This is a genomic window from Paenibacillus sp. V4I5 (assembly GCF_030817255.1).
Lineage (GTDB): Bacteria > Bacillota > Bacilli > Paenibacillales > NBRC-103111 > Paenibacillus_E.
In genome coordinates, this window is sequence record NZ_JAUSZB010000002.1 from 2,221,377 (window position 1) to 2,239,917 (window position 18,541).

At 47.9% G+C, this 18,541-nt stretch carries 13 protein-coding genes and 1 pseudogene; 1 reads left to right on the forward strand and 13 read right to left on the reverse strand.

Annotated features, from left to right (window positions below):
• Nucleotides 1-5 precede the first annotated feature (5 nt).
• Both QFZ78_RS12015 and QFZ78_RS12020 read right to left on the reverse strand, forming a co-directional pair.
• The gene (locus QFZ78_RS12015) at nt 6-953 is read right to left on the reverse strand and encodes a carbohydrate ABC transporter permease (protein ID WP_307547718.1); all 948 of its coding nucleotides are present in this window, start codon (nt 951-953) and stop codon (nt 6-8) included.
• A 63-nt stretch (nt 954-1,016) separates the two neighbouring features.
• Nucleotides 1,017-2,468: an ABC transporter substrate-binding protein gene (locus tag QFZ78_RS12020; protein ID WP_307547721.1), complete on the reverse strand. Its 1,452-nt coding sequence runs from the start codon at nt 2,466-2,468 to the stop codon at nt 1,017-1,019.
• A 312-nt stretch (nt 2,469-2,780) separates the two neighbouring features.
• Between QFZ78_RS12020 and QFZ78_RS12025 the strand changes: the two genes are divergently transcribed.
• Entirely contained in the window at nt 2,781-3,953 is a 1,173-nt protein-coding gene (locus tag QFZ78_RS12025; protein WP_307547722.1) for an ROK family transcriptional regulator, read from the forward strand.
• Between the two features lie 136 nt (nt 3,954-4,089).
• Here the strand turns inward: QFZ78_RS12025 and QFZ78_RS12030 are convergent, their stop codons facing one another.
• From QFZ78_RS12030 to QFZ78_RS12080, 11 genes and pseudogenes are all read right to left on the reverse strand, one after another.
• Entirely contained in the window at nt 4,090-8,136 is a 4,047-nt protein-coding gene (locus QFZ78_RS12030) for an FIMAH domain-containing protein (protein WP_307547724.1), read from the reverse strand.
• Nucleotides 8,137-8,481: 345 nt separating this feature from the next.
• Nucleotides 8,482-9,846 (reverse strand): MATE family efflux transporter, encoded by a 1,365-nt coding sequence (locus QFZ78_RS12035; RefSeq protein ID WP_307547726.1) that lies wholly within the window; start codon nt 9,844-9,846, stop codon nt 8,482-8,484.
• A gap of 397 nt (nt 9,847-10,243) precedes the next feature.
• Nucleotides 10,244-10,651 (reverse strand): annotated as a pseudogene (locus QFZ78_RS38520) (ATP-binding cassette domain-containing protein); the annotation flags it as partial.
• Nucleotides 10,652-10,731: 80 nt separating this feature from the next.
• A complete protein-coding gene (locus QFZ78_RS12045; protein ID WP_307547729.1) occupies nt 10,732-11,658 on the reverse strand; it encodes an ABC transporter ATP-binding protein in 927 nt (308 codons plus the stop codon).
• Nucleotides 11,659-11,674: 16 nt separating this feature from the next.
• Nucleotides 11,675-12,505: a nickel transporter permease gene (gene nikC / locus QFZ78_RS12050; RefSeq protein WP_307547730.1), complete on the reverse strand. Its 831-nt coding sequence runs from the start codon at nt 12,503-12,505 to the stop codon at nt 11,675-11,677.
• A gap of 4 nt (nt 12,506-12,509) precedes the next feature.
• Nucleotides 12,510-13,445 carry a nickel ABC transporter permease gene (gene nikB, locus QFZ78_RS12055; RefSeq protein WP_307547732.1) on the reverse strand — a complete coding sequence of 312 codons (936 nt, stop codon included), beginning with the start codon at nt 13,443-13,445 and terminating at the stop codon, nt 12,510-12,512.
• 9 nt (nt 13,446-13,454) lie between these two features.
• Nucleotides 13,455-15,065, reverse strand: a complete 1,611-nt coding sequence (gene nikA / locus QFZ78_RS12060) for a nickel ABC transporter substrate-binding protein (RefSeq protein ID WP_307547734.1) — start codon at nt 15,063-15,065, stop codon at nt 13,455-13,457.
• A gap of 316 nt (nt 15,066-15,381) precedes the next feature.
• Complete coding sequence (locus QFZ78_RS12065; RefSeq protein ID WP_307547735.1) at nt 15,382-16,629, reverse strand: DUF4153 domain-containing protein; 1,248 nt, start codon at nt 16,627-16,629, stop codon at nt 15,382-15,384.
• Nucleotides 16,630-16,700: 71 nt separating this feature from the next.
• Nucleotides 16,701-16,922, reverse strand: a complete 222-nt coding sequence (locus QFZ78_RS12070; RefSeq protein WP_307547737.1) for a helix-turn-helix domain-containing protein — start codon at nt 16,920-16,922, stop codon at nt 16,701-16,703.
• 10 nt (nt 16,923-16,932) lie between these two features.
• Nucleotides 16,933-17,415 carry a DUF2975 domain-containing protein gene (locus QFZ78_RS12075; protein WP_307547739.1) on the reverse strand — a complete coding sequence of 161 codons (483 nt, stop codon included), beginning with the start codon at nt 17,413-17,415 and terminating at the stop codon, nt 16,933-16,935.
• Nucleotides 17,416-17,698: 283 nt separating this feature from the next.
• Complete coding sequence (locus tag QFZ78_RS12080; RefSeq protein WP_307547741.1) at nt 17,699-18,472, reverse strand: TerC family protein; 774 nt, start codon at nt 18,470-18,472, stop codon at nt 17,699-17,701.
• Nucleotides 18,473-18,541 lie beyond the last annotated feature (69 nt).

Below are 18,541 nucleotides of genomic sequence, written 5' to 3' on the forward strand. Positions count from 1 at the left end.
TGTTCCTAATACTCTACACCCCGGTTCGGCAGAAACTTATCCAACAGCAGTTTGGCCGTGATCAAGATGACGAACAGAATCATACCGACAGCGGATGCGTAACCGTAGTTGATGTACTCCGTACCGAAAGCAAGGTTGAACATATAGAGACCGATTACATCCGTAGAACCCGACGGGCCGCCATTAGTCATAATCAGAATAAGCTCGAAAGTCTTGAGCGTGCTGATCACGAGGAACAGCGCGCTGACCCGGACGACGGGCAGAATGAGCGGCAGCGTAATCTTGAATAGCCGCGTCATATGTCCTGCGCCTTCGAGAATAGCCGATTCATACAGCGACTTGGGAATGCCCGACATAGCATTTACGAAAATGATGACATAAAGACCGACGCCTCCCCAAACCCATGGAGGAATCAGCGCCCACAGTGCCGTACTATCGTTGCCCAGCCAATAAAAATGGTTCATGTCGATCCCGAGCAGCTTCAGGCCGCTGTTAAGCAGGCCGTATGTGCCGTCATATATGAACGCCCATAATAGAGCAACGACGACAATCGATAAAACGTTCGGAAAAAAAAACAGGATTTTCAGGAACTCATTTTCCACATAACTCTTGTATGTGACCAGATAAGCAAGCAGTAAGGAAATGAGCACGACCAGCGCCGGTACCGTCGCCATAAAAATAAGGTTGTGCTTAAGCGCCCGCCAAACATACTCGTCCTGAATCGCGGTAACAAAGTTGCTGAGCCCTACAAACTTGGAATCCGTGAGCCCGTCCCAATCCAATAACGCATAGTAAACGGATAAAACATTCGGAAACAGCGTGAATAGCAGATAGCCCCCGAACGGCGGCACGACAGCCATAATGAGAAAAATCCACTTCTGAGTCCGCGCTTTATCCAGTCCCATGCGGCCGGAATAAGAGGGTTTATCTTTCACTACAGTAGGTTCGGACAAGGGAAGTCAACTCCTATCAAGGGAAATGGAAAAGCGGAGAGGACCCCCTCCCCGCCTATAAACTTATTTCTTCTGAGCTTCTACGGCTTTCTTGAGCAAAGCGTCTGCTTCTTCGAGAATCGGCTTCGGATCCTGCTTGCCTAATACGATCTTTACCGTGGCTTCTTCCATCATCTTATTGGCTTTGGCCAGGTTCGGATCGGAAATGCTAATAGTTCTATGCGGCTTGTACGACCGGGCATCGTTATCCTTAATATACTTTAGAATCGCCTGCGCAGAGGTGGAAAGCTTCACGACTTTAGTCGCATCGTCAATCAAATCTTTTCTCATCGGGAGGGCGCCCGCTTTTTCTGCGGCGAACTGCTGGTTATCCAGCGTCATCAACCATAGAATGAACTCCTTAGACCACTTCTTGTTCAGATCCGGCTTGCCGGCCCACATGTATTGGAAGTTAGTAATTCCGCTTCGAATCCAAAGCTTTTGCTCCACCTTATCTCTGAACGGCACCGCCATAAAGCCCCATTTGAAGTCTTCCGGCGTGGTCTTCTTCATTTCGTTCTCCACATGGCTTCCTGTGGAAACCATCGCGGCCTGGCCTTGAATCACCTGCATCTGGGACTGGGTATGGTTTAACGCTGGCAATCCTTCCGGGAAGTATCCTTTCTTGCCAAGCTCATACAGGCGGTTCCAGTGTTCCAAGTTTTCCTCACTCGTAAATTGAGGTGTGTTGTACGTTTTATAGTTTTCGATCACCTTATCTGCGTTTCCTTTGATATCGGCCAGCTCAAACAGCTTCGCAGGTCCAAAGGCCCAGTCATAGTAATTAGGGTAAACTCCCGGGAAAGTAATCGGCGCCACGCCGTCCGCCTTAATTTTGGCAAGCAGGTCGTTAAACTCCGCCCATGTCTTCGGATTCTGGTTCCAACCCTTCTGTTCGAACAGCGTCTTATTGAAAAACAATCCGCCGTAAGAGCTCGAGGTGGCAAACTCGTATACCTTTCCCTTCACCTTAGTGAACGATTCGGCGAGGCCCGGCATCATGAGTTCCTTCACTGCTTTGCCCGGTACGTCCGGAAGCTTTCTGTCGAACAAATCATCGAAAGGCTCGAGCTTACCGGCTTCAGCCAGGGAAATGATACCTTGTGCTCCGGACGGCGGCGTCGTGTTGAAAATGTCGAACATGTCGTTGTCGTTGCTTGCTGAAATTTTCGTTTGAATCATATTCTTCATGTCCGCCGATGCGGTAACGTCGAAGGAAACGTTCGGGTATTTGGCCTGGAAGGACTTTACGGCATAATCGAACCATTCCCTTCCATAGCCTCCCATGAAGAAACCGACCTTCAGCGTCACTTTCTCTGTCTTCGGCAGCCCGTTTTCGTAGACTTCCTCTTTAGTCTGATTCTGAGGCTGACTTGCGGAAGGTTGTTCCGTTTTTCCTGTACACCCTGCAAGCAGCGAACCCGACATGGCAACAGCCAGGCTAAAAGCCGTAAGCTTTTCAAATTTGTTTCTCATACTGAAACCCCCCTTTAATTAATAAAAAAAATTGATTTATTAAATATTAGAATACAGGGTAATTGTTTGGCGATGATTATCGTTTTGTAAGGGATCTGTTAAAAATCGCTGATTCACGTGGTATGAACACGTTTACAATTTACACCCAATTAATAAATCAATTTTATTTATTATTATCCTACCTGTTTTTTCTTTTTGATACAATAGAAATCTTTCGACAAAAATCCCTGCCTTTACCCAGTAATGACCTGCGTGGTAAACTAATTTTTACTAAGAGAATAAACGTGTTCAGTTCAAGGAAGAGGTCGACTTATGTCCACATTGAAACATGCAAGCCACACGCTGCTTAAATCCATAAATCAGCAGAAGGTGCTGCATCTGATCTATTCGGAATGTCCGATCTCCCGTGTAGAGCTAGCTGGAAAAACCGGACTTAGTCAGCAAACCGTCACCAACATCGTCAACCGCCTTCTCGAGGATCAAGTGATCATCGAAGGCGAACCGCAATCCCTTGAGAGCGGCAGCGGTCGTAAGCGCGTTCCCCTGCTGCTTAACGGTTCCCGATTCAGTGCGATCGGCATTGAATTGTCAGGCACATCGGCACGGGGAGCGGTATATAATTTTCAGCACGTCCGCTTGGCGGAAGCTAAAATGAAGGCAGACCGTTACGAGACCGAAGAGGACTTGCTCCGGGTGATCCGCAGTGTGATTGACAAACTCATAGGCCAGACCCCTGACCCTACCTGCCTGAAGGGAATCGGCTTCAGCGTCCATGGACTCGTTGACTCCTCCGAAGGCATTCTGCTTCGCTCGCCGGGGCTCGGCTGGAAGCGGATACCGCTGGCGAAGCTGCTGGAGGATGAGTACGGGCTGCCCGTCTTTCTGGAGAATGACACCAATCTGCTTGCGCTCAACGAGAATATGGGCGGAAGTCTGATCCCCTCCAAAAACAATGTGACGCTTAAATTAGGCAACGGCATCGGGGGCGCCATCGTCGTAGAGAAGCTGCTGGTCACCGGCTCCTCCTTCGTAGCAGGCGAGGTAGGCCACTATAAGGCGTTTATGCCGCCCTACGATTATGAGTGCTACTGCGGCGGCAGAGGATGCCTAACCACTTTGGCATCCTCAAGGGGCTTGCTGCGAACGCTTGGCAGGAGTGTGGAGCAGTTTAGCGAAGCTGTCCGCGCCGGAGACCCCGAAACTGTTCAGCTTTACGAAATGGTGAGGTCAGCGATCGTTTACGCCGTTGCCAATATCGTCACCCTGCTCAACCCGGACCGGGTTCTGCTCACCGGGTTCATGCTGCCGGTATGGGGGGACTCGTTCGTTGATGAACTCAAAGCGCGAGTGATGGCCCAAGTGCCGGAAACGTGCCGGAACGTAGAGTTCCTACATCTCACCGATGTAGAGGACGAGACTGCACTGGCCGTCGGGCTTGTCCTGCAGAGCGTGTTCAAGATCCCGCTTGACAGCTTGTCGCTGTGACTCGCAGTCACCGTTCGGTTGTACTTCAGTAAACTGGAAATATAGGGTTAGGGACGATATTTTCGCAACAAAATCCCCTGGAAGAGATGAACAAATCTTCCAGGGGATTTTCGTTAATTTGTTCCTTACAAGCAGGTTATCCGCCCCAGATGCGAAGCAGGGCCTCAGCTTTATCATTCAGCCACTGCCGGGCGTCCGCTGACGCCAATTCCTGAAGCGCTTTATTATTGAGGTGCTTAATAAAGTCCTCGATCTTCTTGGCTGCCTCATCCTGCTGTCCCTTCTGCACATGGCTCTCCGCCTGGCTCAGCACATTCTGCAGCTGTTTGGCCAGCGGATGGGTGACCTTGCCGGAGGTAATCAAGCGCTGCAGGCCGTTCTGCAGAGCAGGCAGGTCGATCAATGTTTTAAAACTTACCGGCTCGCTGAGATCAGATACCGCTCCCGACGAGTGTACGGCCTTGACCTGGAACGTATAGGCCGTATCCGGCTCCAGTCCCGTTAAATTGTACACCGTGCTGGTCACCGAGGTGATGGCCCCTTGACTGCCGTACACCTGGTAGGTCACGCTGCTTCCGTCAGATGCCGTTGTTGGGGACCAGCTCAGTTGCGCCGAAGCCGCGGTCACGTTTGCCACCTTCACGCCTTGCGGCGCTTCAACGGTTAGGCGGGTGCGGAAGGACCAAATATCCGAGTACGTCCGTCCGCCGAAGCTGTCCTCCGCCAGTGCGTACCATTCATAATTCGTACTGCCTTTCAGGCTGTTCCAGTTGACCATGGCTGTGGAACCGCTGGCCGCCTGCGCCGATCCAATCGCATCGTTAGCGTACACTTTTACCGTCATCGCGTCGGTCGCCACTCTTTTCACCATCGGCTTCAGATCCACCGAAAGCTTAAACTCATCCTTGCTCGGATCGTAATAATTGTAATCGTCCAAATACGGCGAATACGTATTAACATAGACGGTATCCGTCTCCGTATCAAAATGCAGAAGCTTCAAATATCCATTTCCGCCGTTCGGAATGCCCTGATAATCGTTAAGAATCTGGTACACTTTGCGATCCGGCTGTCCGTCCTTGTTATCGTCAAGCTGGTCGGTACGCAGCGCACTTCCGGTGAAATGACCGCTCATGACCATCCATACGTTAGGATTCGGAACTACTACTTTCTGGTAAATCTCGTTGCCAGTTGCGGATCTTGTTGCGTTATTTTGCAAATAATTATGAACCACAATAACCGCTTTACGATCCGGATACTGCTTCAGAACGCTGCTCATCCAATCCATATCCTCATCATTCATGCCCCAGCCCATATAGACGAAAATAAAATCGTTGCCGCCTGCCGATATCAGGTCATAGTGACCTTTGTTATCTTTGTACGACTCTCCGTAGTAAGGCTTATCCTTAAAGCGGTTCTCTCCGAAATACTTAGAGAATTCCGAGTAATCCGGCACTGACGTCGCTCCTCCGTCGAACACGTCATGGTTGCCCGCGACTAAACCCCAAGGAATTTGGGCGTCTTCTACCACCTTCATAAACTTATCCGCACGTTCCCACTGTCCTTTGATGCCTGCAGAGTTTACAATGTCCCCCACTTGCATCACATATTGAATATTCATCGATTCTTTGGCATCGCGCAGGAAATTGACTTGGGACTCAAAATATTCCGGCTGAATTTCCGCGTAGATCTGTGTGTCCGGTATAGAGGCAATGGTAAAATCGTACTGCTCACGGCGCGGAATCTCATCCTGAATCAGGACTTGGACTTTGCCATTTCTTGCATAATTGCCGCCGTCCACCGCCGCAGAGAGGGTAAAGTCTTCCTCGGAAACGGCCACTGTGGACGCTAGGGAATCCCACTTTGCCGCAGTATAATTCCATGCGTACAAACCTACTTTACGCCCCTTGAGCGAATGCCCTTCCCAACTTAGCTCGAGAAGATCGCCGGCGCCGGTTTCCGCCCCCGCTTCCACTTCAAAGCGCTGATAAGGAAACTGTTCAGTAGAGTCCGTAGTGACGTAACGGTCATCGGAGGCTCCCGCGGCTGTTTGTTCTTCAGCGGTCAGCTGAGTTTCTCCAGCACTCGTCAAGGTCAGAGGAGGCTCTACATCAGCCGCATGCTTGTAAGCGGTCACTCCCGCGTCCGCGGCGGTGATCTTTTGCCCTTTAAAGAACTTCACGTTCAGCGGGTCGCCGGTCGGATCGGAAACCGATACCTGCAGGCTCACGTTCGTTTCCGTATCCTGTTCACCGTCCGACGGCGCCGCAAGGAGCGGCTTACCCGGAAGCTCTGCAGGCGTTGTGAACTTGATCGTTTTCTCCGTCGATTTGCCTCCGGCGTCTACAGCCTTAAGCACAAGATTATGCTCCCCCGGTGTGAGAGCCGCAGAGGAGGTGGAATACGGAACCTCAATGAGCTTGCCATCCAGATTCACCTCGAAGGATTTGACGGAGGAAGCCACATCCGATGCGGAAGCTTGTATCTCAAAAGCCCCTTTGTAAGTACTGCCTTCCGTAATATTCGCAGTTACAACCGGACCTTGATTGTCTACAATCACGCTCGCTGTGTCCTTGCCGCCGTCAGGCAGAGTCACCTCGACCCGATGAGATCCGTCAACGGCTGCTGCGGTATTCCATCGGTAAGAGATCCCGTCCCAATAGCGCTCGGGAATCGTGAAGTTGAAGTACACTACCGGAAGGAAGCGTCCGTTATCTCCCATGTCCAGTATGGTTGCCGGGTTCCCATATTTCGGGTCGCGGATGACCGTACCGTCCGCCAAAACAAGCCGGACATTGCGGATATTGAAATCATCCAGGCCGGGCTCCGGCTGGTTCTCATAATAAGGTCGGATTGATGAACCCGCTCGCAGTGCAATCGGATTCGCCTGACCGTACTTGAACAAATCGGGCCGTACCGGCACTACCATGGTTTTGTAATCATTGGTTTGGAACGGAATCAAGTGCAGCGTCTCGCTGCCCATGGTGGTCACGTTCTGCCCTACATTTATGTCGTCCGCTTCAAATACGAAATAAGCCGTTTTCTCCAGGGCTCGTTCCGTTGGACTGACAGGCTGGCCGTCGATCGATAGCGACATGGACCCTGCGGTGGTAGACGAACCGATCAGAACCCGCTCACCGGATAGAACATTGCCATCAAGAACGTTCAGCGCAGGGCTTTTCTCATTCCCGGCCAGGCTGATCGTTCTCGGAGCCGTTGACGTTGCGTTGAAGGTATCGGATGCTTGGAAATAGTAGTCGAGCGTCGGGCTCCCGAACCATTCCATCATCTCTAGTGAGTAGCGGAAGCGTCCGTCGGCGCCTCGAGGCAAGGTTACCATTTTATAATTCGTCGTCTTGTTGGATTTATAGTATAGATTAACGGACGCAAGTAGACGATCATCTGCCGCTTCGGCCATCAGCTCAATCGGCTTGATCAGATCAATGCCGGAGTGATCCGTAAGATCTTTTACCGACGGCGGGACAGGGTCATTCACAGTAAGGACTGGCTCTGCCGATACGTTTTCCGGGTTGAAGGTTCCCGGGGAGGCCGGCAACGTCTTGGAGCTGAGCTTCTTCATATCGAGACTGCCGGCGTCCGGAACGCCGTACTCGATACTCAGATCAGCCGCCGTATCGATCACGCCTGGGTTAAAGCTCGCGCGTACAATGTCGGTTCCTGTATTAGTAGCCACCACGAGGGTTCTTTCCCTCAGGTTGTTAAGACCGCCGGGAATCCGGACAATGTCTTTATTTTCAACGAGCGAGGTTTGAAAATGCTGATTAAAGTCAGCCACCGTCTTGAGCTCCCCTGACGCCGTAACCGCCCAGAAAACCATGGCCTGCTTAGGCTGGATGATAATCTGTTTATCGGTGTAAGGCCGCCAGAATAAATCATGGCCGGGCTCCCCCGGGTACCTGTATAAAATAGAATAGTCCTTGAAGTCGATCGGCTGGTCGCTGTTGTTATAAACCTCTAGGTACTCGTAGGGATCCTCTCCCAGTGCATCGTCTCCACCGGAGTCAGGGACCATTTCAGTAATGAGCATGCGGGGGATTCCAGCTGCCGCTTCGATGGCGGCTGCGCTTTCTGCAGCTGCAGGGTTGCTAAGCGGCAGCAGAGAGCCGGCGGCAAGCTGTGTGGCCATCAGGTAGGTGAAGCAGCGGGTTAACAGTTTCTTTTTCACTTGTTAGTCATCTCCTTGTTTTCAATTTTCTCAATGATTTCGAAGTACAGGAAATAGCTCCATTCGTGTAGTTAATTAATAAATCTATTAGATTTATTAATTACTGATAAATATCATTCGCTATCAATGCCACGTTTCCTCTTTGTTTTTGTAAAGGTTTTATTGAGATATGGAGATAGGTTATATCTGATGGGTGTAAGCAGAGCCGCAGCATATTTTGATAGCGGAGATTCCTGTTTAAGGTGCGTTGACCGCAAATGGGGTACAATAGTTTATTCTTCAAACTGTGGTTTTTGAAATGGACAGCAAAGAGACCTCCGTTTTCCGGAGACCTCTGACATCTACTCATTTAGTTGGTATCGTTACTTCTTGTTTTAAGGAATCATGGTTGTAAAACAGTATGTTTTCGAGTTTCGGAACAAATGCGACCAGAAGCAGCGATCGGGTTAAAGAGAAAACAAGAAAAGCAATCCAGAGTCCGTCGTTATGATAGTTATCTACTAACAAAAACCGAGCTGCCAGAAATGCAATAAACGCTCCGATCATCGAATTTCGAATGGGACGGGTGACAGAAGAGCCCGTAAATACGCCATAAAAAACAAGACCCAAACTGGATATAAACGGGAACCAGATAAGCCACACGCTATAACGATTTGCCAGTTCGGCTACAGTGTCTAAGCCAGTGAAAAGAGAAATAGCTTCTTCCTTAAGTAAATAAAATAGCATTGCGACAAATATGGACGCGAATAAGGACCATTGCCATGATAAAATCACCGTCTTCCGGAAAGTCTCCCGTTCTTTCGCCCCTACGGCTCTCCCTGCCAAAATACTGCTTGCATTCGCTAAACCATCAAAGAAATAAGCCATGATAAAATGAATTTGAAGAAGGATCGCATTGGCCGCCAATAAGTCCGTACCGAAGGAGGCTCCTGCTGACGTGAACATGTTGAAAACAGCCAATAGACAAGCCGTTCGAATAAGCAGGTCACTATTGACCATCATACTCTTTTTCATCTTGGAGAAAGAAACCGTCCTTCTGAACCTGCTCCAGTTCAAATTCAAGGGGGCCAGACGAATAATGCAGCCTATCCCCAGTAAGAGCGCGGCTCCTTCTGCAATAACCGTAGCTGTTGCAACGCCGCCGACTCCTAATTGAAAACCATAAACAAATAAAATACAAAGTAAGATGTTGATCAAATTCATCGTGATCTGCAAAAACATCGAAAATCTGATCTGCGCCATCCCCATCAGCCAACCCAGAATAACATAGTTAATCAAAGTAATGGGCGCACCCCAGATACGTATGTAAAAATATTGAGATATAAATGCTTTGACATCATTTTCAGGATTAATTACATTCAAACTGACTTGTAAAATCGGCCATTGAAGCGCAATAAACAAAATGCCAAGTAGCAAAGCAAGCATAAGCGGCCGCATCAGCTCTTCACTTTGCATGTCCCTATCCCCTTGACCCAAGGCCTGAGCTGCAAATCCGGAGGTGCTGACGCGCAGAAACCCGAATAGCCAATATAAAGTATTGAATATAAGCGTACCCACTGCAATCCCGCCCAAATAAGCGGGGTTCGAAAGCTGTCCAACTACAGCCGTATCCACCGCTCCCAAGATAGGCGTCGTCATTGTTGATAAGGTGAGGGGCAGCGCCAACTGCAAGTAAGTTTTATGATTTAATGTCAGGCTATGCGTTTTCATCCAATAAACCAATGTCGCCTGGTATAGGCGTTCCTTTCCTTGGAAAAAAATGATTGTATGAAGTAGAAATCTTGGCTTATCGAAGGACTAGCCCATATGGACGAATGGGCAGCACCGCCTGCAGCAGTCGCTTGCCGGCAGGGTGTCGCAGTTCGTCAAGTCGTGATGCGTCGTCCAGCGTTTCGACGATCTCGCCGTGTTCCATGACGGCCACACGATCAGCGAGCAATCGAACGGCTGCCAAGTCATGCGAGATGAACAAGTACGACAGCCCGTATCGTTCCTTTAACTGTCCAAGCAGCCGCAAAATGCTCGATTGCACGAGTACATCCAGACTATTAACCGCTTCGTCCAGCACAATCAGCTTCGGTTTGAGAGCAATCGCACGGGCAATGCAAATCCGCTGCAATTGCCCGCCACTGAACTGATGCGGGTATTTCCCGGCATCGTCGCCACGCAAACCGACCACTTCGAGCAGTTCGCGCACACGCTGTAATTGCTCGGATGCCGTCATACGCTCATGTACGCGCAGCGGCTCGGCAATAATTCGAAGTGCGGTCATGCGCGGATTAACCGCGCTATGGGAATCCTGAAACACCAACTGCATGTCGCGACGCAGCTGCTTACGCTCTTTGGCCGAGACCTGATGCAAGCTGCGGCCAAGGAACGTTACTTCACCGCGGTCCGGCTGCTCCAAGCCAAGCACAATTTTGCCCAACGTACTTTTGCCTGAACCGCTTTCACCAACGAGTGCAAGACACGTTCCTTCATCGAGGCGAAGGGAGACGTTCTTCCACCGCTTCAATCACGGTGCGGCGACTCCAAGCGAACTGTCTTGAACGATACGTTTTCGAAACATCATTTAATTCCAATACACTCATTATTTCACCTGCTACTCGATTTTGTGATTCGCACCCAATGCCCCGGTGCCACTTCGACCAAGGAACCGTCCGCGGTGTCATCCTCTTCTGCGCTAGCGGGCGCCGTCCCGTTCCAATCATTCACCGAAGCCGCAAGTTCGCCACTGCCCTCCCGCGCCGCCAACAGCGCCTGCGTATACGGATGACACGGACGGTTAAATAGGAGCTCAGCAGGTCCTTTTTCCACCAGAATGCCCCGCCTCATCACGGCCACTTCATCCGCAAGCTTTGCTATGACACCAAGGTCATGCGACACGAGCAGCATACTCGTGCCGCTTTGTTCGCGCAGCATTTGCAGCTCTTCCAATATCGCCAGCTGCGTCGTCGTGTCAAGAGCGGTCGTCGGTTCATCGGCGATGAGCAGCTTCGGATTCATACAAGCGGCAATCGCGATCATGACACGCTGCAGCATCCCCCCACTTAGCTCAAAGGGGTACATACTCATCAGCCGCTCCCCATGCGGCAGTCGAAATCGCTGAATTTGGGTGAAAGCAAGCCTATGCGCTTCCGCTTTTCTCATCGGCATATGAGAACGAATCGTCTCGATAAAGTGATTGCCGATAGTCACAATCGGATTAAAAGCAGCCATTGGATTTTGCATGATTAAGGCCATATCTTTACCGCGCAGTTTACGCATTCTCGCCTCAGGCAACTCAAGCAGTTCCTTGCCGCAAAAACGAATGCTGCCCTTAACCTGCTGTTTGGCACTAGATAGGCGGAGAACCGCCGAACATACCATCGTTTTGCCGCTGCCGCTCTCACCGACAATGCCTAACACATGTCTCTGCCTTAGCGTCAAACTGATATTGCTTACAACACGCTTCGGCCGCCCGCCATGAATGGGTAGATCGACTTGTAAATTACGAATGTCCAGAACGACAGATTGTTCCATACGAAGCTCCATTCTATTAACTTAATTTCGGATCAAGCGTATCACGCAGCGTATCGCCGAACCAATTGAACGCCACAACCGTAACGAAGATCATCATCCCCGGGGCGATCATCAGCAGCGGATGGCTGCCCATCAATGACTTGCTGTCGTTGATCATCATGCCCCATTCAGCCATCGGAGCCTGCACACCTAACCCAAGAAATGATAATTCCGAAATTTGTAAAATAATCGAGCCCATCTGCAAAAACTGAAGCACAATGATTTGCGGCAGCACGAACGGCAAAATGTGTTGAAACATAATACGGATGCCGGAAGCCCCGGTTATTTTCGCTGATAGCACGTAATTTCGTTCCTTTAAGCTAACGACCATCATCCGAATCATCCTCGCGTAGCCGACCCAATGGACGGCGACCATCGCCACGACCAGATTAACCACGCCACCGCCCAACAAGCCAACTATGGCCAATGCGAAGATCAAGCTTGGGAAAGCTAAAAACAAATCGCAAATGCGCATTAAAAGCTGATCGAGCCAACCTCCCATATAACCCGCAGCGATTCCGATAATCAGGCTCAGTACAAGTGTAATGGCTATAACGACGAAAGCCGCAGTGAGCGATACGCGCGCACCGGCAATGATTCGCGACAAAACACAGCGACCCAGATGATCTGTGCCGAGCGGATAATCCCATGAAGGCGGCTGTAATTTGTGTATAATATCGACCTCATACGGATCGTGCGGCATAAGGTGCGGTGCTAGCACGGCAATCATCACCAGTATTAGCAAGCAGCCCCCGCTAATCATTAGCGCCTTAGGCAGATGCAGCTTTAGTCCTATACGTTCGCCCATGTCGTCACTCTCCTTTCTCTCGAATGCGCGGATCGACGATTGCGCAGACCATGTCGGCGAGTAAATTAATGACGACAAAAAAGACGCCGATCACCAAAACAAAACATTGGACGACCGCATAATCCCGATTCATCATCGACTCGATCAAGTAGCGACCGATGCCCGGTATTGCAAAAACATTTTCAACGATGACCGTTCCGCCCAGCAAATGACCAAGCGTAATCCCGAGCGACGTTACGATAGGCAGCAGTGTGCTCTTCCCTACATGCCGGACGATGATAAGCGGTTCCCGCACCCCGCGAGACCGAGCATACCAGACGTGCGGCTGCTCCATATGTTCGAGCATACTCGTTCGTATCAGCCGTATATAATACGTGCTGTAAATGAGCGCCAGCGTCAACGACGGCAGTACCATATGCGCCAAAGTACCCCGTCCCATAAGCGGTAGTAAATCCCATTTGAATGCCAACCAATACATCAAAATAAAAGCTAACCAAAAACTCGGCATAGAGGCAACTGCAAATATGCTGATCCGGGTAATCCGGTCAAACCAACCGTTATTGCGCACCGCAGACCAGATACCTGCGGGTACGCTGATCAGAAAGATCAACACGAGAGACACAAGACCAAGCTGAGCCGTCACCCTAAACCGTTCTTCCAATTCGGTCCATACGGGCTTTTTCGATATAAAAGATGTGCCAAAATCAAGACGCACCGCATGACTTATCCACTGGGCATATTGCTCGAACAAAGGGCGATCAAGTCCAAGTTCCTTGCGCGCCGCATCAAGCGCAGCTTGCGTAATGGGAACCTTAGACAAATTCAAGTAAGCTTCCGCCGGATCAACAGGGATAAGGCGGATTAACAGAAAGGCCACAACCGTTATTCCCATAATCACAAGCAGCATACTGCCAATTCTTCTTGCTAAAAAGGTAATCATGAACAGCACCTACTTGATATCAAATGCTTTAAACGGAATTTCAAACTGCATCGGATAAAACGAAACACCGCTCACATTGTTATTCGCGACAGCCACATTTACCGTATAGGAGATCGGCAAGTACACCGCCTGCTCATGCAATGTCGTCAGAATGTACGTGTACAGTTCTTGCCTTGTTTTCTCATCGGTGCTAATGATAACTTGAGAAATTTTATCGTCAATCTCTTTTTTCATCGGTAAGCCTGCTTGAGCTTGATAGTCGGCATGACTCAATTCGCGCATCGAGGCTACAACCGTATGCGGATCATAGGGAATGCCCCAGGTTTCGTTGAAGGCCAAGTTAAATGCGCCCTCTTTCTGCCGGTTCGTGAACGCTTGCCTCTCTTCGCCTATCATATTTCCTTTGATCCCAATTTTACGCCATTCCCCTTGCATATACTCAAAGATCGTCTTTTGTACTTGGTCGTTGCTATCATAGACGAGATCAAGCTCCAGTACTTTCCCGTCTTTTTCACGGAATGGTTTACCGTTTGCCAGCTTCCAGCCCGATGCATCCAGCAGCGACTTCGCTTTTTCCAAATTATACTCGTAAGGCTTCAAATTCACGTTGCTGTAAGGTAACGCAGGTGAAAACAGCGTGTCCGCCGGCTTCTCGACACCGTTGAGCACATGCTCGATAACGGTCTTTTTGTCAAACGCATATTCTAGGGCTTGACGGACATTTAACTCCCGCGTAGGACCTTTGTTGGAGTTCACCGCCAGCACTCGCGTGGAGAGCGGCTCGGAGACAAGAGTCTGGTACTTGCCCGTATCCTTCAGCGATTTGAATGCATTCGGGGTCAGCTGACCACTGCCGAAAATCATATCGATTTCCTTCTTCTCCAACGCCATCGCACGGGCTTGCGGATCGGGAATGATCTTGATCGTCACTTTATCCAGCTTCGGCTTCTCTCCCCAGTAATGTTCGTTGCGCGTAAATACCGCTTGTTCATCTATTCTATAGTCAGTCAGTACCCAAGGGCCCGTTCCTATTGGCTTTTTGATCGTCTGGGCCGTTCTTCCGTCATCAGGGAAGCCAGCATTACCGAGCATACGCAGCGGACGAATAAGCGAAAGCTCCTGCAAAAACGGATAGTATGAATTTTTCAATTCGATCTTAAAGGTTTGTGGATCGACGATTTCCGTATTTTTGATTTCATTGATCGATCCTAACCAACTGTGGCGCTTCCCATTCGCCAGCAGGGCATCGAAGTTTCTCTTCACATTCGCTGCATCAAGTTCCGAACCGTCTGAATATTTCACACCTTTGCGCAAATGAAACGTATACGTTTTACCATCTGGTGTAATATCCCATTTTTCTGCCAACGCAGGCTGAATATCGCCCTTTACTCCGTACTGCACAAGCGGCTCATACACCATCGCCTGCGCGAATAGTTCATTCGGAGCATAAAGATGCGGATTTAAGCTGCCAATATCCTTAGCCCAAGACAGCGTAATTGCTTTCGGTTTTGCTGCCTCTGTCTGTGCAGTCGAATCGATTTCCGCAGGCTTGGCACAGCCGGCCAGCATCGTCGTACATACAACCCCCACCGCGAGTATTCTTGTTCCCCATAGTTTCATTATTGTTGCTCCTCCACACCATCTATGTATGTTAATAGTAATAATTACTATTGTAGTTCGATTTAAAGTACATATCAAGACTCTAAGTAGCTATGTACCATCTTTCGTGTGACAAAATTGTGAAGTAACGATGAACGATACTTACGGATAAAGCTAAGTAAAGCTCCAGTATTTTGAAATGTCCAGCCCCATTTGTTTAGGATTAATGTCCGTTACTTTAATGAAAAAAAAGGAGTTGCCACGAGGCAAGCTCCTTCACTATCGTTCTTCGTTAGTGGAACGAACATATTTTATGTGGACTGGAATTATAGTTTTTCTAATAAAAAATTAAAGGAAAAGTAAATGTAACGAAAGCTGCCCAAAGTCCGTAGACCGGCAAATACTTAGTAACGGCATCTTGGATGGCCAACGGTCCGGTTTTGTTTTGTAGAAAACGCATATAGGAGAGCATAATCCAAATTAGATTGGCCCAGATAAGTATGTTTACGCCTAAAACAGCAAGTCTGTTGGGCGTAATCCCATAAGAAGAAAGCCTGAACACTATGGCTGATAAAGCCACACTGTCAATGAGAAGAGCAAGAACAATTAGGGCAAAATTTATATAATCAGAAATGTTCTTTTTCTCGTCTGTGCCGCTTTCGGTAATGGAGAATATGGTGACGGCCAATACACTAAGGAGTATTCCGTTGAAAGATAAGAGGAAATTGCGGTCCAAGAATGGATTTTTCCCGACCCAAATAACCGTTATAAGATAGACCAACAATGTTACCAGTACAAGAGGACTAAAAATTTTGGCTATATAGGGTGCTATATTTTTAGCAAGTTTAAGGTTCCTAGATACGAGGTATGTAGCCACAAGAGTGAGCGCAGCAGCACCAAATAAAACGACATTTTTAAAATAGAATTCAGATATATCCATGCCTACAAATCTAAATAACTGCATGGTTAATGCTGTTAGCAGCATTCCACTAATCGCCATGCTGGCGTAGAGTATGCAAAATTCCCCATTGAATTTAAGATAGGCTAATTTTGTGCTGCCTCTGCCATATTCATTTCCTGTAAATGCAAGCCCTAATAATACCCACAAGAATATGGGTAGGTGTATATTAGCCAGAATAATACTGTCTTTTTGCTCTAGTGGCAGCATATTCAGATAAAACCCGGAGATTAGGAATGACGATACTAGGGTGTAAAGAACAATTTTTTTCGGGGTATTATTGTACACAAAATAGATGGAAATTAAGGGAAGTATACCAAATACAAGGTTAATAGGGGCTATATCTTGCTGTTCGACAAAATAAAAAATGATCCTTGTGCTAATCCCGGCCAGAATTGCTAAAATCCCCATGGATAAGAAATCTTTCTGAAGCAAGGAAGTTTTTTCTGTATGTGCCGTCTCTTTAAAATGCAATCTTTCATACCAAATGGCAAGAACCTGCGAATCAGGGTTCTGTTCCCAGGCGTATGAGAATGACTTTTTAAAAGCTTCGGGTTCTTTTCTAAACATTCTCTCCAGCTCATGGGGATTAGCCATATTTTCAATAATCAGATTGTTAATATCCATGGTTATACCTCCCCTAATAATTGTCCTATTAAGTCCTACTTTCCTCCACAATGTTTATTAACCAAACTTTATTATGCTTGCGTGTCTTCGTCACTTCTGTATTCTAAAATATCTCCAGGCTGACATTCTAAAGCCTTACAAATCGCCTCTAAAGTTGATAATCTAATCGCTTTTGCCTTTCCATTTTTCAATATAGAAAGATTAGCCATCGTTATTCCAACCCTCTCCGAAAGTTCTGTAACACTCATTTTCCTTTTAGCCAACATCACATCAATATTGATTATAATTGCCATGTTATTCACCTCAGACTATTAAGTCATTTTCTGATTTTATATCAATAGCCTCTTTTAAAAGTCTTTGGAGAACAGCAGCAAAAACGGCAATCACCATGGAGGCAAAAATCATGACCAGTCCGATTACTATGATACCTGGGGCATCGTCTTTCTCCGCCACGAGATAGAAGAGTGGCATGCCTACTACATACAAGCTGCTGAATGTGATTGCACAGTATTTTATATTCTTTAAAGCTCGAACAGATAATTCAGAGAAAGCCTCGTTCTTGTCAATATAGCTTAAAAGTTTAAAAGCTTGATACAGAGCAAAGTAAAAAGGTATCGCTGTTGCATACAAATCAATGAAAACGAGATATTTCAGATAAGGAATATCTGGATACAATTCTGCTGCAAAATTCCCTATCTCAGGCACCAGAAATATGCACAAAGCAAGAACTGGGATTCCAATAAGAATAACAGCTATCTTTAAAAAGAGTGTTGTTCCTTGTTTCATAAAAAGCACCTCACCTATTTATTGTTAATTTGACTTTAACACATAATTTATCGTTTTACAATATATTTTAGTTGTTACACAATGTATTATGATTGTTTTCTACATTCCCTTTTATTTTTAAACAAAGATAAAAAGCATTTCTCATTACAAAGAAATGCTCATAACTAAAACTATTCAATTTATGACTTGATCAACTAACCTGCAGGTAAAGTCAAAATGCAAAATGGCCATCCTTTAGGGGATGGCCACCTGTCAGCAATGAAGGGCAGTCTGGATGTTGAACCTAGGGCTGATCAGCCTGTGAACTTTTTTTCGCAGGCGCAAACCAACCGAGAAGGGCGATCGCAACTAATACACCATAGAAGATAAGGGACCAGCCTGTGCTATGCGGGAAATGATGATCTAACACACCAATATCTTGATGGGCCAGGGTAATCACAGCGAGCTTCACGCCGACCCATGCCACGATCGCGTAAGCCGTGGTCTCCAGTGCCGGCCTCTGACCAAGCAGCTTTACAAACCAAGTAGCCGCGAATTTGATTAGGACGAGCCCAGCGACTCCACCAAGCACGACAACAATGAATTGTCCTCCGTCCATACCCCCGAAATCACGAAGCGGTGAGTCCGGGAGACCAAGTGCTAGAGCTACTGCAGCAAGAATGGAATCAATCGCAAAGGCGAGATCCGCAAGAGCAATTTTTCCTACGGTTGGCCAGAAGCCTTTTCCTGCAGCATCTTTTTTTATGTCCTCGCGGATGTTCTCGTTTTCCTTGCCGAAACGCGCTTTGATTATGTGCTTTAACCCAAGGTATAGAAGATAAGCTGCTCCGATCGCCTGTATTTGCCAGACGTTCGCAATAAACGATATCGCAAACAGAGCGGCGAAGCGAAAAACAAAAGCCATAATGATCCCATAATTAATGGCTTTCTTCTTCTGGTCCTCCGGTAAATGCTTCGCGATAACCGCCAAAACAAGGGCATTATCCGCCGATAGCAAACCTTCCAATCCAATAAGAATCAATAATGCCCATGCATACTCCAACCAAAGTGAATCCAACAGTACTTCTCCTCTCTATGTAAGAATGGTCATGATAAAGTTGTCACTTATAACCTAAGTTCAATTGAG

Bases quoted from the DNA above. Each gene is read 5' to 3' on its own strand.
- QFZ78_RS12020 (WP_307547721.1), bottom strand. From the start codon at position 2,468: ATGAGAAACAAATTTGAAAAGCTTACGGCTTTTAGCCTGGCTGTTGCC.
- QFZ78_RS12025 (WP_307547722.1), top strand. From the start codon at position 2,781: ATGTCCACATTGAAACATGCAAGCCACACGCTGCTTAAATCCATAAAT.
- QFZ78_RS12035 (WP_307547726.1), bottom strand. From the start codon at position 9,846: ATGAAAACGCATAGCCTGACATTAAATCATAAAACTTACTTGCAGTTG.
- QFZ78_RS12045 (WP_307547729.1), bottom strand. From the start codon at position 11,658: ATGGAACAATCTGTCGTTCTGGACATTCGTAATTTACAAGTCGATCTA.
- nikC (WP_307547730.1), bottom strand. From the start codon at position 12,505: ATGGGCGAACGTATAGGACTAAAGCTGCATCTGCCTAAGGCGCTAATG.
- nikB (WP_307547732.1), bottom strand. From the start codon at position 13,445: ATGATTACCTTTTTAGCAAGAAGAATTGGCAGTATGCTGCTTGTGATT.
- nikA (WP_307547734.1), bottom strand. From the start codon at position 15,065: ATGAAACTATGGGGAACAAGAATACTCGCGGTGGGGGTTGTATGTACG.
- QFZ78_RS12065 (WP_307547735.1), bottom strand. From the start codon at position 16,629: ATGGATATTAACAATCTGATTATTGAAAATATGGCTAATCCCCATGAG.
- QFZ78_RS12070 (WP_307547737.1), bottom strand. From the start codon at position 16,922: ATGGCAATTATAATCAATATTGATGTGATGTTGGCTAAAAGGAAAATG.
- QFZ78_RS12075 (WP_307547739.1), bottom strand. From the start codon at position 17,415: ATGAAACAAGGAACAACACTCTTTTTAAAGATAGCTGTTATTCTTATT.